This is a genomic window from Derxia gummosa DSM 723 (genome assembly GCF_000482785.1).
In the GTDB taxonomy this organism is placed as follows: domain Bacteria; phylum Pseudomonadota; class Gammaproteobacteria; order Burkholderiales; family Burkholderiaceae_E; genus Derxia; species Derxia gummosa.
In genome coordinates this window covers 979543-994073 of sequence record NZ_AXWS01000008.1, presented here as the reverse complement: position 1 = coordinate 994073, position 14531 = coordinate 979543, and the positions used below count along the sequence as shown (strand labels likewise).

14 protein-coding genes are annotated in these 14531 nt (G+C 67.4%); 6 read left to right on the top strand and 8 right to left on the bottom strand.

Annotated elements, in window-relative coordinates:
- Positions 1–21: 21 nt before the first annotated feature.
- Both H566_RS28930 and H566_RS24275 read right to left on the bottom strand, forming a co-directional pair.
- On the bottom strand, positions 22–516 hold the full coding sequence (locus H566_RS28930; protein ID WP_156924371.1) for a DUF7931 domain-containing protein: 495 nt from the start codon (positions 514–516) through the stop codon (positions 22–24).
- 22 nt (positions 517–538) lie between these two features.
- Positions 539–1882 (bottom strand): JmjC domain-containing protein, encoded by a 1344-nt coding sequence (locus tag H566_RS24275; RefSeq protein ID WP_245591327.1) that lies wholly within the window; start codon positions 1880–1882, stop codon positions 539–541.
- Here H566_RS24275 and H566_RS24270 point away from each other — a divergent pair.
- Positions 1781–2374, top strand: a complete 594-nt coding sequence (locus tag H566_RS24270) for an FKBP-type peptidyl-prolyl cis-trans isomerase (RefSeq protein ID WP_051378543.1) — start codon at positions 1781–1783, stop codon at positions 2372–2374. The two genes, H566_RS24275 and H566_RS24270, sit on opposite strands and share 102 nt — an antisense overlap.
- A 54-nt stretch (positions 2375–2428) precedes the next feature.
- Here the strand turns inward: H566_RS24270 and mutS are convergent, their stop codons facing one another.
- The gene (mutS, locus tag H566_RS0110415; RefSeq protein WP_051378541.1) at positions 2429–5464 is read right to left on the bottom strand and encodes a DNA mismatch repair protein MutS; all 3036 of its coding nucleotides are present in this window, start codon (positions 5462–5464) and stop codon (positions 2429–2431) included.
- Positions 5465–5467: 3 nt separating this feature from the next.
- The gene (locus H566_RS0110410; protein WP_034411048.1) at positions 5468–6289 is read right to left on the bottom strand and encodes an inositol monophosphatase family protein; all 822 of its coding nucleotides are present in this window, start codon (positions 6287–6289) and stop codon (positions 5468–5470) included.
- Positions 6290–6480: 191 nt separating this feature from the next.
- On the opposite strand from H566_RS0110410, the gene H566_RS0110405 reads away from it, so the two are divergent.
- Positions 6481–7341 carry an RNA methyltransferase gene (locus H566_RS0110405; protein ID WP_084544944.1) on the top strand — a complete coding sequence of 287 codons (861 nt, stop codon included), beginning with the start codon at positions 6481–6483 and terminating at the stop codon, positions 7339–7341.
- A gap of 62 nt (positions 7342–7403) precedes the next feature.
- Here H566_RS0110405 and H566_RS0110400 read toward each other — a convergent pair whose 3' ends face one another.
- Genes H566_RS0110400 through H566_RS24265 form a run of 4 tightly spaced genes read right to left on the bottom strand, consistent with a single transcriptional unit; the run spans position 7404 to position 9835 of the window.
- A complete protein-coding gene (locus H566_RS0110400; protein WP_051378539.1) occupies positions 7404–8189 on the bottom strand; it encodes a UDP-2,3-diacylglucosamine diphosphatase in 786 nt (261 codons plus the stop codon).
- Between the two features lie 8 nt (positions 8190–8197).
- On the bottom strand, positions 8198–8695 hold the full coding sequence (locus H566_RS0110395) for a peptidylprolyl isomerase (protein ID WP_028311395.1): 498 nt from the start codon (positions 8693–8695) through the stop codon (positions 8198–8200).
- 11 nt (positions 8696–8706) lie between these two features.
- Positions 8707–9240: a peptidylprolyl isomerase gene (locus H566_RS0110390; protein ID WP_245591342.1), complete on the bottom strand. Its 534-nt coding sequence runs from the start codon at positions 9238–9240 to the stop codon at positions 8707–8709.
- A gap of 55 nt (positions 9241–9295) precedes the next feature.
- Positions 9296–9835 carry a tetratricopeptide repeat protein gene (locus H566_RS24265; protein ID WP_051378537.1) on the bottom strand — a complete coding sequence of 180 codons (540 nt, stop codon included), beginning with the start codon at positions 9833–9835 and terminating at the stop codon, positions 9296–9298.
- Positions 9836–10018: 183 nt separating this feature from the next.
- Here H566_RS24265 and cysS point away from each other — a divergent pair, with 183 nt between their 5' ends.
- The 4 genes from cysS to tilS are packed head-to-tail and all read left to right on the top strand — an operon-like array spanning position 10019 to position 14530.
- Positions 10019–11395: a cysteine--tRNA ligase gene (gene cysS / locus H566_RS0110380; protein ID WP_028311393.1), complete on the top strand. Its 1377-nt coding sequence runs from the start codon at positions 10019–10021 to the stop codon at positions 11393–11395.
- Complete coding sequence (locus tag H566_RS0110375; RefSeq protein ID WP_084544943.1) at positions 11380–12105, top strand: DNA-3-methyladenine glycosylase family protein; 726 nt, start codon at positions 11380–11382, stop codon at positions 12103–12105. Before cysS ends, H566_RS0110375 begins: the two co-directional genes overlap by 16 nt.
- A gap of 21 nt (positions 12106–12126) precedes the next feature.
- Positions 12127–13113: an acetyl-CoA carboxylase carboxyltransferase subunit alpha gene (locus tag H566_RS0110370; protein ID WP_028311391.1), complete on the top strand. Its 987-nt coding sequence runs from the start codon at positions 12127–12129 to the stop codon at positions 13111–13113.
- Positions 13082–14530, top strand: coding sequence for a tRNA lysidine(34) synthetase TilS (tilS, locus tag H566_RS24260; protein WP_051378534.1), 1449 nt, complete (start codon positions 13082–13084; stop codon positions 14528–14530). Before H566_RS0110370 ends, tilS begins: the two co-directional genes overlap by 32 nt.
- The last annotated feature ends 1 nt before the right edge of the window (position 14531 follow it).

Genomic DNA, 14531 nt, shown 5'->3' with positions numbered 1-14531 from the left:
GTTGGCATCAAGCGACGGCCATCAAATACCCAGCGGGTTGACATTGATTCGCGCATCGCAGTGTTGCCAGATTTCATCGAAGCGGTTGCGCAGGATCAGTGCGTAGCCGCTGTCATTCCGGCGAAACACACCGCGTGGACGGGATGAATCGGGCAGTCGCATCGCATGCATCGAATCGGCAATCAACAGGCTTTCAGCCGGCAGTGCGAGCACATCCGTCGGACAAGCTGATTGCACCCGATCACTGTGGCGAGAAAGCAGACTGACGAGTCGCGGGCAGTCGCGCAGCAAATGCTGGTTCGATCGCGCAGCGAGTCGGAGTTTCGCCGCACGATTGCTGGTCAGAAATTGATCGATTGCCGCGAGCATATTGGCGTCATTCATTGGCCAGCCCGTGTAATCGGGGTCGTAGAACAATAGTTCCTGCCGTGCGAGTCCGATGGCGGCTAGGAGCACGGCCTGCAGTTCGCTGCGCAACTGGAATGCCTCGAATGAATTGGCGGGCGTTTCATTCATGCAACCTCCGATTCCGCAGTGATCAGCTCGACGATCGCCCGATCAGCAACCAGCCTGCGCGATACCAGTCATGCAGGCATTCGGCGAGATTCTCGTCGAGCATCACGCATTCGTCGGCCGTTGCATGGCGGCGATCGGCGAATTGCCGCAACCAGCGGCCTTCACTGTCGGTCGCGTCGAAGGATTCGCCATTGATCGACACTTCGCGTGGCGTATGCAGCATCAGCGTGGCGGGCGAAAGTCGCAGGCCCTGGCGCGCAATGCCCTGCATGAACCGGACAAATGACAGCGGGCGCGGCGGCGCGTCGAAGATGACGCCGGGTTTTGGCTCGCTGAGGCATTCGGCAAGAAAGTCGGCGATTCGCGCGCGATCGAATTTCATGCGACGCAATTCGGCTTCGACGGCATCGACCATTCCGTCAGGCACGGCGGCAGGATGGCGCGGGCGTTTCAGACCGGGATCGGAATAGCGCTCTTCATTCACGAGATCGGCGGAATGCTCGGCGCAGCGTTCGAGAAAGGCGAGGGCGAGTTCGCCGAGTGCCGGGGCGCGAAAACCGACCGACCAGGTCATGCATTCGTCGAGCGCCACGCCATCGTGGGCGTAGCGCGGCGGCAGGTAGAGGAGGTCGCCTGGTTCACAGATGAATTCCTGCTCGTGCTCGAAGTTGGCGAGGATCTTGAGCGGCAGGTCGGGCACGAGATCGAGGTTGCGCTGGGCCGAAATGCGCCAGCGGCGCGTGCCATGGGCCTGGATGAGGAAGACGTCGTAGGAGTCGAAATGCGGGCCGACGCCGCCGCCCTCAACCGCGTAGCTGATCATCACGTCGTCGAGGCGGGCATGCGGCAGGCAGCGGAAGTCGTCGAGCAGCGCGTCGGCGGCGGGATGGTGCAGGTTCACGCCCTGCACGAGCACGGTCCAGTCGCGCTTCGCCTTCGGCAGGCTGTCGAAGGGGCCGTGACCGAGCGCCCAGCTATCCTTGCGCTTCTGCACGAGACGCGATTCGACGCGGTCGTCGGCGGCGAGGTGGAGGACTTCCTGCGGTGGTATCGAGAGCCGGGCCGGATCGACCGCGCCCTTGATGAACAGCGGTTCGCGGTGCCAATGCTCGGCGAGAAATTTGTCAACGCTCATGCCTCCGAGAATCTTCTTGAGGCCGGCGGGCGAGGGGGTATTTCCGCCGGCAACGGCGGCGGGCTTCTTCTGGGTGTCGCTCATAATGGCCGCGACTTTACTGCACCCGCTTTTCCTGGAGGTTCGGCCATGGAGATTGCCGAAAACACTGTCGTCACCCTGCGTTATCGAATTGACGATGCCCAGGGCGAAAATCTTGATCCCGGCAGCGAGCCGCTCGTGTACCTGCACGGTTGTGGCGATTTCTTCGAGAAGATCGAGGAGCGACTGGCTGGCCAGCTGGCCGGCTTCGAATCGGAGTTCCACCTCGAACCCGAGGATGCCTTTGGCGATTACGACGCCGAACTGCTGCGCGTCGTGCCCCGCGCCGAGCTGCCCGACGAGCTGGAACCCGGCATGCAGTTCGAGGGCGTGCCTGCCGACGGCGAAGACGTCGGAGATGAGCCGCTGCTGTGGCGCGTCACCGATCTGACCGACGAGGTGGCCGTGCTCGACGGCAACCATCCGCTCGCGGGCCTCGCGCTGCGCGTGTGGGTGCGCGTCGATGATGTGCGCCCTGCCACCGAGGAGGAGATCGAGCAGGGCCACGTCAGCAATGAGGAAGCGCTGTTCCGCGTGGTCGATCGTTCGGTCGATGACGATGACGGCTTCGAAGAGTCGGACGACGGCAACGATCCGGAGCTGGATCGAGAACTCGACCGGCGCGGCGGCACGCTGCACTGAGCCTGCGGCGGCAAGGCCGGGGGCGAAGCCTGGCCTTGCCTTCGCACGTCTGCTTCAGAGTTCGCGCAGCCGTGTCACCCAGTCGTAGAGGCGCGATTGCGCCTCGCGCGGGCTGAGCGCGTCGGCGTCGAGTTCGCGGATCTCGTCGAGGATGGCGAGCAACGCCGGCGGCGTGGCCGGCTCGGCCGGCGGCAGGTCGGCGAAGGGGTCGTCATCGACGATGGCGTGATGCAGGCTGACGCTCGTGTCGTCGGCCGCGTCCTCCGCGAACAGGCCGAGCTGCGGGCCGCTGTCGCGCGCCTGCGCCTCTAGCTTGGCGAGCAGCTTGCGCGCGAGATGCAGGGTGCTTTCGGGCACGCCCGCGAGCCGCGCCACCTGAAGGCCGTAGCTCTTACTCGCCGCGCCTTCCTGCACCGCATGCAGGAAGACGATGCCGCCGCGATGCTCGGCCGCGGTCACATGCACATTGGCGACGCCGTCGAGCGTGCTCGCGAGTTCGGTCAGCTCGAAGTAGTGGGTGGAGAACAGCGCGAGCGAACGGTTGCGCAATGCAAGCGTTTGCGCGATGGCGCTTGCGAGCGCCATGCCGTCAAAGGTGCTGGTGCCGCGTCCGACCTCATCCATCAGCACCAGGCTGTGCTGCGTGGCCTGGTTGAGGATGGCGGCGGTCTCGGTCATCTCGACCATGAAGGTCGAGCGGCCCTGGGCCAGATCGTCGGCGGCGCCGATGCGGGTGTAGATCGCGTCGATCGGCCCGAGCGTCGCCTCATCGGCCGGCACGAAGCTGCCCGCGTAAGCGAGCAGCGCGATCAGCGCCGCCTGCCGCATGTAGGTGCTCTTGCCGCCCATGTTCGGGCCGGTCACGAGCAGCATGCGGCGCGCGGCGTCGAGCCTCAGGTCGTTGGCGACGAAGCTCTCCTTGCCGTGGCCGTCGCGCTCCAGTTGCGCCTCGACCACCGGATGGCGGCCGCGCCGCACCACGAGCGTCGGTTGCGCAACGAAGCGCGGCCGCACCCAGCGCCGGTCGCGCGCCGTCCTTGCAAGCGCTTGCAGAACATCGATGCGCGCGACCGCGCGGGCGATGCCCTGGAGCGTTGGCACCAGCGGCGTAAGCGCGTCCAGCAGGTCTTCCCACAGCGCCTTCTCGCGCGCGAGGCCGCGTTCCTGGGCGCCGAGCACCTTGTCCTCGAAGGCCTTGAGTTCGGGCGTGATGTAGCGCTCGACGTTCTTGAGCGTCTGGCGGCGCTGGTAGTTGGCCGGTGCGCGCGCCGACTGGCTCGCGGGCAGCTCGATATAGAAACCCTGCACGCGGTTGAACTCGACGCGCAGGTTGGGGATGCCGCTGCGCTCGCGCTCGCGCGCTTCCAGCAGCATGAGGAAGTCGCCGTGGCCGGTCTGGAGCGCGCGCAGTTCGTCGAGTTCGATGTCGACGCCGGGCGCGAACACGCCGCCGTCGCGGATGTTGGCGGCGGGCTCGTCGGCGAGCGCGCCGAGCAGGTCGAGGCCGATCTGCGGCGGCACGAGGGTGTCGGCGCAGGCGGCGAGCAGGCTGACCGAGGCGTCGGGGTCGTCGGTGAGGGCGAAGCCGGCGGTGCTGCCGTCGATGCCGAGCACCGCGTCGGCGCCGATCGCGCTGGCCAGCTCGCGCTGGGCATTGCGGTCGTCGCTGTCGGGGCGGGCGAGGCCGTCGGCGGCGTGGATGGCCTGGTCGATGACGGCGCGCAGCTCGGGCAGGGCGTGCAGGTCACGCAACAGGCCGGCAAGTTCGCGCGGGCGTACCGAGCGCAGCGCGATGCGCGCGGCGACGCGGTCGATGTCGCCGAAGTCGTGCAGCAGCCGGGCGAGCTGGCTGGCGTGGCCGGGCTCGCGCGCCTCGTGGTCGAGCAGGCTGTCGATCGCGGCATGGCGCGCGCCGATCGCGCGGGCGTCGCGGCGCGGATGGTGCAGCCAGTGGCGCAACAGGCGGCTGCCCATGCCGGTCGCGCAGGCGTCGAGTTCGCGGAACAGCGTGGGCGCGTCGGCGCCGGCCTGTTCGCCGCGCAACGGCTCGGTGATTTCGAGGTTGCGGCGGGTGACGGCGTCGAGCAGCACGAGATCGCTCTCGCGCGCGACGCGCAGCTGGTTGAGGTGGGCGAGGCGCTGGCCGGCGTCGGCGCGCTGGGCGGAGGCGCCGCTGGTTGCCGGGTTGGCGCTGGCGCCGATGCCGCGTGACGCCATCGCGTCACGGCCCGTCGTTGCGGAGGAGGCTTCATCGGCCCACGCGGGCGCCGCAGTGCGCAGCGACGCGCCGCCGCCCTGCGTCTCGCGCGCATAGCGCAGCACTGCGCCCGCCGCCCCGAGCGCCGGCTTCAGCCGCCCCGCGCCCAGGCCGTCGAGCGTCGCGACGCCGAACTGATGGCGCAACGCGTCCGCGCCACGCTCGACGTCGAAATGCCACTCGGGGATGGTCGTGCGCGCGAGGCCCGGCGGCAGGTCGAGCCGCGCCGCGCCATCGGCCACGAGCAGCTCCGACGGCCCGATGCGCTCCAGCGTCGCGGTCCAGCGCGCGGCCGGAATCTCCTCCAGCACCAGTTCGCCGACCGCGAGATTGAGCGTCGCGAGGCCGAGCATCGGCACCGGCGGCGGCCCCTTGCGCGTGGCCGGCGCCAACGGCGCCTGGCTCACCGCCAGCAGCACCGTGTCGCGCTTGGCTGCGAGCAGTTGCGGATCGGTGACCGTGCCCGGCGTGACGATGCGCACCACCTTGCGCTCGACCAGCCCCTTGGCCAGCGCCGGATCGCCGATCTGCTCGGCGATCGCCACCGACTCGCCCATGCGCACGAGCTTGGCCAGATAGCCGTCGCAGGCATGCACCGGCACGCCGGCCATGCGCACCGGCAGCCCGGCCGACTGGCCGCGCGTCGTGAGCGTGATGCTCAGCAGGCGCGAAGCCTTCTCGGCGTCGTCGTAGAACAGTTCATAGAAGTCGCCCATGCGGAAGAAGACGAGCAGCCCCGGGTGCTCGGACTTGATGCGCAGGTATTGCTGCATCAGCGGCGTGTGCGCCGCCTCTCCGCCGGGCGCCGCTGCGGGCGCCGGCTTGCGTGCCATCGGTCAGCGTGCCTCGCCGGTCATCGCGACGAGCTGGGCAAAGATCTTGGGCGAGCCCGCGACGGTATTGCCGCTGTCCATGTAGCTGTCGTTGCCCTGGAAGTCGCTCACGAGGCCGCCGGCCTCCAGCACCATCAGCGTGCCGGCGGCGATGTCCCAGGGCTTGAGGGCGTATTCGAAGAAGGCGTCGTAGCGGCCGCAGGCGACGTAGGCCAGGTCGAGCGCGGCGGCGCCCGGACGGCGCAGGCCGGCGCAGCGCATCGTCAGCGAGCGGAACAGGCGCATGTAGCGGTCGAACAGTTCGGGGTCGGCATGGCTCGCGCGGAACGGGAAGCCGGTGCCGATGAGCGCTTCCTGGAACTTGACGCGCTTGCTCACGCGGATGCGCTTTTCGTTCAGGAAGGCGCCGCGGCCGCGCGAGGCGGTGAACAGCTCGTTGCGCGTCGGGTCGTAGATGACGCCCTGGGTGATCACGCCGTTGTGGCGCAGCGCGATCGACACCGCGTACTGCGGGAAGCCGTGGATGAAGTTGGTCGTCCCGTCGAGCGGGTCGATGATCCAGGTGAATTCGTTGTCGGGGTCTTGCTGGGCACCGGTCTCGCCGGTTTCCTCGCCGAGGACGGCGTGGTTGGGATAGGCCGTGAGCAGCGTCTCGATGATGGCGGCCTCGGCCGCCTGATCGACCTCGGTCACGAAGTCGTTCGGGCCCTTGTTGCCGACCTTGACGAGGTCGAGGTCCATGCTCGCGCGGTTGATGATGCTGCCTGCCTTGCGCGCCGCCTTGATGGCGGTATTGATGTAGGGATTGCTGCCCAGGGGATTCATAATGCCCAGCCGTTGAAGCCGGGCGCCGCGCTCACAGTTGCGGGGCGCGCCGGTCGATGTTTGAAGGAGCGGTCAGGCCGTCGGCGCGGGGTCTGCGGTATCCGCGCGGGGCAGGGCGCATCGCGCTGCCCGGGCCTGAAAAAAGTCGGGCGATTCTACCCGCGACCACCCCCGCGCCAGTCAGCAACCCCATGAATCTTCAAGCTTCCGCGCCGGACGGCGCTTCGGGCGGCGTATCCGCCGTTTCTTCCGCCTCCCCGGTCAGCGCCGCCTCCGCGGGCGACAGCGACGACGCCATCCGCCGCGCGCGCGCCTGCTTCGTGCTCGTCAATCCCAGCCATCCGGGCAATGTCGGCTCGGCCGCGCGCGCGATGAAGACGATGGGCTTCGGCATGACCGACGGCGTGCTGCGCGTGGTGGTGCCGCGCTTCGGCGGGCCGCTCGCGCAGGAGGAGTCGATCGCCTTCGCGAGCAGCGCCATCGACGTGCTGGAGGCCGCGCGCGTGTACGACAGCCTCGACGCAGCCGTCGCCGATTGCTCGCTCGTCTACGGCCTCTCGGCGCGCACACGCGATTTCGCGCCGCCCCAGCTTGATGTGCGCGACGCCTGCGTCGAGGCAGTCGGCGAGCTGGCCGCGCCGGCGACGCGCGTTGCCTTCGTGTTCGGCACCGAGCGCACCGGCCTCAGCAAGGAGCAGCTGCAACGCTGCGACCGCTTCACCCAGATCGACGCCGATCCGGAGTACTCGTCGCTCAACGTCGCGCAGGCGCTCCAGATCGTGGCTTACGAGCTGCGCCGCGCCTTCGGCGTGATCGGCACGCGCGCGCTCGACGAGGAGCGGCCCGACTACGCGAGCCACGAGGAGGTCGAGCGCTTCATGGAGCACCTCTACGAAGCCTGCGTGGCGGTGGAATTCATCCAGCCCGCGCATCCGAAGAAGCTGTTCGAGCGCCTGCGCCGACTGTTCGCGCGCACGCGGCTGGAGCGCGAGGAGGTGCAGCTGCTGCGCGGCTTGTGCAAGCAGATGATCGTGCGGTCGATCAGGCGCTGAGCCGCGCGTCGCACGAAGTGCGTCCGACGGCGGGCGAGGCCAGCGCTGATCCGCCGTGGCGTTCAGGCGCTGAACCAGCGCACGCCCTCGGGCGTGATCTCGACGCCGCCGCCGCGGGGCTCGGGCGTGCCGTCGAATTCCCAGTCGGGCAGCACCCAGCGCCGGCGGCCGTCGCCTTCGTCGTGCACGGCGGGTCGGTGGGTGTGGCCGTGGATCAGCGTGATGCAGCCTGGCAGACGGCGCGCGGCGGTCGCGAAGGCGGCGGCGATGGCGGGCGGCGTCGCATCCATCCAGGCTTGCAGCCCGGTCGAGCGCTTGCGCTGTTTGCTAGCGCGACGCATCGCGGCGATGCGTTCGTGGCGCCAGGCGAGCGCGGTGTGGTTCCAGACCCAAGCGAGGCCGGGCAGGCGGGTGATGCGGCGAAAGCGCTGGTAGCCGACGTCGTCGGTGCAGAGCGTGTCGCCATGCATGAGCCAGGCACGGAAGCCGCCCACGTCGAGCGCGACTTCGTCGGCGAGCAGCGTCACGCCGGTCGCGCGCGCGAAGCGCCGGCCGATGAGGAAATCGCGGTTGCCGGGCAGGAAGCCGACCGTCAGGCCGGCATCGGTCGCGGCCTTGAGCGCGCGCGCGGCGGGCGCGATATCGGCCGAGCCGAGGTCGTCATCGCCGACCCAGTATTCGAAGAGATCGCCGAGGATGAGCAGTGCCGCGGCGTCAGCACGGGCCCGCTCGATGCAGTGCTCGAAGCGGGCCAGCGTGGCGGGGCGATCGCCCCAGAGATGCAGGTCCGAAACGATGCGGACCGGCCGGCGGCCGTCGAAGCGCAGATGGTTCAGACGGCCCGCCATGCGCGACGTCAGACGACTTCGGCCTTGGTGATGACGACGTCTTCGAGCGGCACGTCCTGGTGATAGCCCTTGGTGCCCGTCTTCACGCCCTTGATCTTGTCGACCACGTCCGTGCCCTCGGTGACCTTGCCGAACACGGCATAGCCCCAGCCCTGCGGCGTCGGCGAGCGGAAGTCGAGGAAGTCGTTGTCCTTCACGTTGATGAAGAACTGCGCGGTCGCCGAATGCGGATCGTTCGTGCGCGCCATCGCCAGCGTGTACTTCTTGTTCTTGAGGCCGTTGTTGGCTTCGTTGTCGATCGGCTTGCCGGTCGGCTTCTGGTCCATGCCCGGCACAAAGCCGCCGCCCTGGATCATGAAACCGTCGATGACGCGGTGGAAGATCGTGCCGTCGTAATGGCCGCTCTTCACGTACTCGATGAAGTTGGCCGACGAGTTGGGAGCCTTCTCGTCGTCGAGTTCGATCGTGATGTCACCGTGATTGGTGCGAAGGATGATGGTGCTCATGAGCAGGCCCTTTACTTGAGGATGGTCGCCTTCTCGATCACGACCGGATCGAGCGGGACGTTCTGGTGGCCCGCGCGGCTGCCGGTAGGCAGGGCGCGGATCTTGTCGACGACGTCCATGCCGTCGACGACCTTCCCGAACACGGCATAGCCGTAGCCGTCGGGCTGGGGATAGTCGAGTCGCGGATTGTCCACGACGTTGATGAAGAACTGCGAGGTGGCGGAGTCCGGATCACCGCGACGCGCCATCGACACCGTGCCACGCAGGTTGCGCAGGCCGTTCCTGCCTTCGTTGGCGATCGGCGGATTGGTCGGCTTTTCCTTCATGCCGGCGTTGTAGCCACCGCCCTGGATCATGAAGTCGGGGATGACGCGGTGGAATACCGTGCCGGCGTAGAAGCCGTCGCCTGCGTACTTGAGAAAATTGGCCGTGCTGACCGGCGCCTTGGCGTCGTCGAGTTCCAGCACGATGCGGCCGAGGTTGGTGTCGAGCGCGACGCGCGGCCCGGCGGCCGAGGCCGCGAGCGAGATTGCCATCAGCGCCATGCCGGCGGTCCAGCGGATGAGTCGCATGTTGTCTCCGTTGTTGTGGTGAGGCGGATCAGGACTTGCCGGCGACGCTCACGGCGCGCACGGCCCTGAGCTTGGGCGGCACGGCGTTGTTGGCCGGCGCGAGCCGCGCGGCGCTGCCGTAGGCGCGCTGGGCGAGCTGCACGTACACGTCGCCGAGGTTCTCCCAGGCGAGGGCATAGCCGGGCGCGGCGCGAATCGCGGATTCGAGCGCGGCGCGCGCCTCGTCGTAGCGGCCTTGCGAGGCGAGCAGCACGGCGAGGTTGTTGTAGGGCTCCGCGAGTTCGGGGAAGTCGCGGTTGAGTTCGGTGAAGGCGGCGATCGCATCGTCGATGCGCTGCTGGTCGGTGAGCAGCACGCCGCGCAGGAAACGCACGCGAGCGTCGCGGGGGTGAGCGGCGATCCAGCTGTCGGCGCGGCCGAGCGCGGCACTGCCGTCGCCCTGGCGCGCGAGTGTCTCGATGCGGGCGGCTTCGTCCTCGCTCTGCTGGGCTCGCGCTGGCGTGGCCGCGATCAGACAGGCAGCGACAGCGGCGGCAGCGAGCAGGGGGCGGAGGCGGTTGAAGATCATTCCGGCGACGGGTTCCGATGAGTGATGCCGCCAGTCGCCGTCGGTCGTGCCGAGGGGCGCTGCTATACTTCGCGGCTTTCGCCCGATTCTAGCAACCGCAAAAAATGCGGTCCCGGCAAGGCTTGTCGGGCAGTCATCCGCCATCTCCCACGCGCTTCGGCGCGGCTTCCGCACACCGTCCACATGCTCCAGATCTTCAACACGCTGACCCGGCGCAAGGAAGCGTTCCGGCCCATCGTCGAAGGCGAAGTGAGGATGTATGTGTGCGGCATGACGATCTACGACTACTGCCATATCGGGCATGCGCGCTCGATCGTGGGCTTCGACGTCGTGCAGCGCTGGCTCCGCGCCTCGGGCTATCGCGTGACCTTCGTGCGCAACGTGACCGACATCGACGACAAGATCATCCGTCGCGCGGTCGAAAACGGCGAAACCATCGGCCAGCTCACCGCGCGCTTCCTCGATGCGCTGCATGAAGACTCGGCCGCGCTCGGCATCCTGCCGCCCGACCACGAGCCGCGCGCAACGCAGTACATCCCGCAGATGCTGTCGATGATTGGCCGCCTGCAGGAACGCGGCCACGCCTACCCGACCGCCGCCGGCGACGTGAACTACGCCGTGCGCAGCTTCGACGGCTATGGTCGTCTCTCGGGCAAGTCGCTCGACGAACTGCGCGCCGGCGAGCGTGTCGCGGTCGATACCGACAAGCAGGACCCGCTCGACTTCGCGCTCTGGAAGCGCGCCAAACCCGAGGAGCCGCCCGAGGCCAAATGGGATTCGCCCTGGGGCAGCGGCCGGCCCGGCTGGCACATCGAGTGCTCGGCCATGGCTTGCGACGTGCTGGGCGAGACCTTCGACATTCACGGCGGTGGCGCGGACCTCCAGTTCCCGCACCACGAGAACGAGATCGCCCAGAGCGAGGGCGCCAGCGGCAAGACCTTCGCCAACTACTGGATGCACAACGGCTTCGTGAATGTCGATGGCGAGAAGATGTCGAAATCGCTCGGCAACTTCTTCACGATCCGCGACGTGCTCAAGACGGTGGACGCCGAGGTGCTGCGCTTCTTCCTGCTGCGCACGCACTACCGTAGTCAGTTCAACTTCGCCGACACGCTCATCGACGATGCCAAGGCTGGCCTCGGCCGCATCTACACCGCGCTCAGTGCCGTGACGCCCGATGGCGAAGCGCTCGACTGGACCGACAGCTTTGCCGAGCGCTTCCGCGCAGCGATGGATGACGACTTCAACACGCCGGTCGCGGTAGCGACGCTGTTCGAGCTTGCCACTGAGGTGAACCGCAGCGGCAGCGCCGCGCTCGCGCGCCAGCTCAAGCTGCTCGCCGGCGTGCTCGGCATTGCCCAGCGCGATCCGCGCGAATTCCTGCAGGGTGGCGGCGTGGCCGACGACGAGGCGGCTGAGATCGAGGCGGCTATCGCCGCGCGCATCGCCGCCAAGAAAGCGCGCGATTTCGCCGCCGCCGACCAGATCCGCAATGACCTCAAGTCCCGCGGCATCCTGCTCGAAGACGGCCCGCAAGGAACAACATGGCGACGCGCGTGACTCCGGCGGAAGGGCCGGTGAAGTCGGTCGCGCTCAAGCGCTCCAAGATCATCGAGGCGGTCGAGACAGTGGCCGAGGTCACGCCTGTGGGCGTCGCGCCGGCGTATTGGGACGAGGCGCGCGAGGCGCTGATCGGTCGTGATCGCATCATGCGCAAGCTCATCCCCCAGTACCCGGGCCTGCACCTGAGTTCGCGCGGCGAACCTTTCACCACGCTGGCGCGCGCCATCGTCGGACAGCAGATTTCCACCAAGGCTGCCGATGCGATCTGGTTGCGCCTGAGCGGCGCCTGCGGGGATGTCGCGCCCGAAGCCGTCGTCGCGCTGACGCCGGAGGCGCTCGGCGGCTGTGGTCTGAGCAAGCGCAAGACGGAGTACATCCGCGACCTTGCGCTGCATTTCGCCGATGGACATATCCATGCCCATGACTGGCATGCGATGGAGGACGAGGCGATCATCGCCGAGTTGACCGCGATCCGAGGCATCGGTCGCTGGACCGCCGAGATGTTCCTGATCTTCAACCTGATGCGCCCGAACGTCTTTCCCATTGACGACCTCGGTCTGCTCAAGGCCATCGGGCTGCATTACTTCAGCGGCGAGCCGGTCACGCGCAGCGAGGCGCGTGAGGTTGCCGCCAACTGGGAACCGTGGCGCACCGTCGCCACCTGGTATCTGTGGCGCAGCCTGGATCCGATTCCGGTCGAATACTGAGCATTCGCATCAAGCGAATCGATGAATGAAAGGAGCCGTGTGAAAGCGACTTTTCTCGAATTCGAGCAAGCCGTTTCCGAACTGGAAACCAAGATCGAAGAATTGCGTTTCGTGCAGAACGATTCCGCAGTGGACATTTCCGAAGAGATCCGTCGACTGCAGAAGAAGTCGGAAGGATTGACCAAGGAAATCTACAGCAAGCTCACGCCCTGGCAGGTTTCGCAGGTCGCGCGGCATCCGCAGCGTCCCTATACGCTCGATTACGTCCGCGAAATCTTCACCGACTTTCATGAATTGCACGGCGATCGTTCCTTCGCCGATGACAAGTCGATCGTCGGTGGTCTGGCCCGTTTCAACGGCCAGTCGGTCATGGTGATCGGTCATCAGAAGGGCCGCGACGTCAAGGAGCGCACGCTGCGCAACTTCGGCATGCCGAAGCCCGAGGGCTATCGCAAGGCGCTGCGTCTGATGCGCCTTGCCGAGAAGTTCAATCTGCCTATCTTCACTTTCGTTGATACGCCGGGAGCCTATCCGGGCATTGACGCGGAAGAGCGCGGTCAATCCGAGGCAATCGGCCACAATCTTTATGCAATGGCTGAATTGCAGGTGCCGATCATCACCACGATCATCGGTGAAGGCGGTTCCGGTGGCGCGCTTGCCATTGCGATGGGCGATGTCGTGATGATGCTGCAATTCGCGACATATTCGGTCATTTCGCCAGAGGGCTGCGCTTCCATTCTCTGGAAGAGTGCCGACAAGGCGCCAGAGGCGGCTGAAACCCTCGGCATCACTGCGCATCGCCTCAAGGCTCTCGGCCTGATCGACAAGATCGTCAACGAGCCGCTGGGTGGTGCGCATCGTGATCCGCAGGCGATGGCACAGTTGCTCAAGCGTGCGCTTGCCGATGCGCTGCGCCAGTTCCAGGGCGTGAAGGTGAAGGACCTGCTCGAAGCCCGTCACGAGCGCATTCTTGGTCATGGCAAGTTCAAGGAAACCGGCGGCGTCTGAGCCGGTCGGGGCGGCTCAGACGCCCATCATCGGCACGCCGTTCGAGCAAGCCGTTGCTGCCGAGTGCGAGCGACGGCTTTTTCATTTGCGGGAGCGCGGCGTTGCCGTGGCCTGTTCGGGCGGCAAGGACTCGACGGCGCTGCTCCATGTACTTGCGCGGCAGTCGGCTCGGCTCGGCTTCCGGCTGGTCTGCCTGCATGTTGATCACGGCTTGCAGCCGGCGTCGGCCGACTGGGCCTGGCAGGTGGGTGAGGCTGCGGCGCAGCTTGGTGTCGCTGCCGATGCGCGGCGAGTGGACGTCACGGCGGTCAGGGAGCTGGGCGTCGAGGCGGCTGCTCGCTCGGCCCGCTATGCAGCGCTCGCCGAGATGTGCGCAGTCCGGGGCGTTGGTGTGCTCGCGCTTGGGCATCACGCGCTCGATCAGGCGGAAACCCTGCTGATGCGCCTGCTGCGCGGGGCCGGCCCGGGCGGTCTGGCGGCGATGCGCGACTGGCGTGTCGACGGTAGCGAGCTGGTGCGGTGGCGTCCGATGCTCAACTCCCAGCCAGCCGAAATCGCCGCCTATCTCGCGCACTACGGCCTGGAGCCGATCGACGACCCGAGCAATGCCAGCGACGACTATCTGCGCAACGCCCTGAGGCATCGCGTGCTCGCGCCGCTGCTCGACATCGCACCCCAGGCACTCGGCACGATAGGCCGCAGCACCAGATTGCTCGCATCGGCGGCGGATTCGCTGCTGGCACAGGCGCAATCCGATCTGGCTGCCTGTCGGGCCAACCGACAGACGGCACTGTGTTTTCCGGAGTTTGCCAAGGCACTTCGCGGCCCGACCCTCGATCTCGCGCGGCTGGCCGCGCTGGATGATTTCCGGCGGGCTTCGGTGCTGCAACTCTGGGGGCGAGGCTCTGGCGTCGAACCGCCGCCCGAAGCCTGGCTCGTGCAGGCATGGCGGCAGATGAACCTGGCCACGCCAGATGCCGATCCCGATGTGCGCTGGCAAGGCTGGCAGTGGTCGCGCCATCGGGGTGGCCTTGATTGCCTGCGCCCGTCCACCGCATCCACGAGTGCGGACACGCTGGCATGGGACGGGCAGGCGCACTGGTCACCGACTGGCTGGCCAGGCGGCTTTTGCTTTGAACGTTGCTCCAGCCTGGGCGTTCCGGGTGCCTTGCTGCGCTCATTACCGCTCGTGGCGCGCGCCCGCAAGGGTGGCGAGCAGCTGGGTATGGATCCGCGACGACCGCTGCGCTCGCTGAAGCACTGGTATCAGTCGCTCGGATTGCCACCGGCCCTTCGGCGACGTGCGCCCTTGCTGTGGCTCGGCGATCGGCTGCTGCATGTCCCGGGCATAGGCACCGAGCACCGCTGCATCGCCGGGGGGGACGATGTCTGGCAGATCCGCTGGGCGGCGGACTGAC

Excerpts from the sequence above, each read along its gene's own strand:
- H566_RS28930 (WP_156924371.1), bottom strand. The coding sequence starts at position 516 with ATGAATGAAACGCCCGCCAATTCATTCGAGGCATTCCAGTTGCGCAGC.
- H566_RS24270 (WP_051378543.1), top strand. The coding sequence starts at position 1,781 with ATGGAGATTGCCGAAAACACTGTCGTCACCCTGCGTTATCGAATTGAC.
- mutS (WP_051378541.1), bottom strand. The coding sequence starts at position 5,464 with ATGGCACGCAAGCCGGCGCCCGCAGCGGCGCCCGGCGGAGAGGCGGCG.
- H566_RS0110410 (WP_034411048.1), bottom strand. The coding sequence starts at position 6,289 with ATGAATCCCCTGGGCAGCAATCCCTACATCAATACCGCCATCAAGGCG.
- H566_RS0110405 (WP_084544944.1), top strand. The coding sequence starts at position 6,481 with ATGAATCTTCAAGCTTCCGCGCCGGACGGCGCTTCGGGCGGCGTATCC.
- H566_RS0110400 (WP_051378539.1), bottom strand. The coding sequence starts at position 8,189 with ATGGCGGGCCGTCTGAACCATCTGCGCTTCGACGGCCGCCGGCCGGTC.
- H566_RS0110395 (WP_028311395.1), bottom strand. The coding sequence starts at position 8,695 with ATGAGCACCATCATCCTTCGCACCAATCACGGTGACATCACGATCGAA.
- H566_RS0110390 (WP_245591342.1), bottom strand. The coding sequence starts at position 9,240 with ATGGCGCTGATGGCAATCTCGCTCGCGGCCTCGGCCGCCGGGCCGCGC.
- H566_RS24265 (WP_051378537.1), bottom strand. The coding sequence starts at position 9,835 with ATGATCTTCAACCGCCTCCGCCCCCTGCTCGCTGCCGCCGCTGTCGCT.
- cysS (WP_028311393.1), top strand. The coding sequence starts at position 10,019 with ATGCTCCAGATCTTCAACACGCTGACCCGGCGCAAGGAAGCGTTCCGG.
- H566_RS0110375 (WP_084544943.1), top strand. The coding sequence starts at position 11,380 with ATGGCGACGCGCGTGACTCCGGCGGAAGGGCCGGTGAAGTCGGTCGCG.
- H566_RS0110370 (WP_028311391.1), top strand. The coding sequence starts at position 12,127 with ATGAATGAAAGGAGCCGTGTGAAAGCGACTTTTCTCGAATTCGAGCAA.
- tilS (WP_051378534.1), top strand. The coding sequence starts at position 13,082 with ATGGCAAGTTCAAGGAAACCGGCGGCGTCTGAGCCGGTCGGGGCGGCT.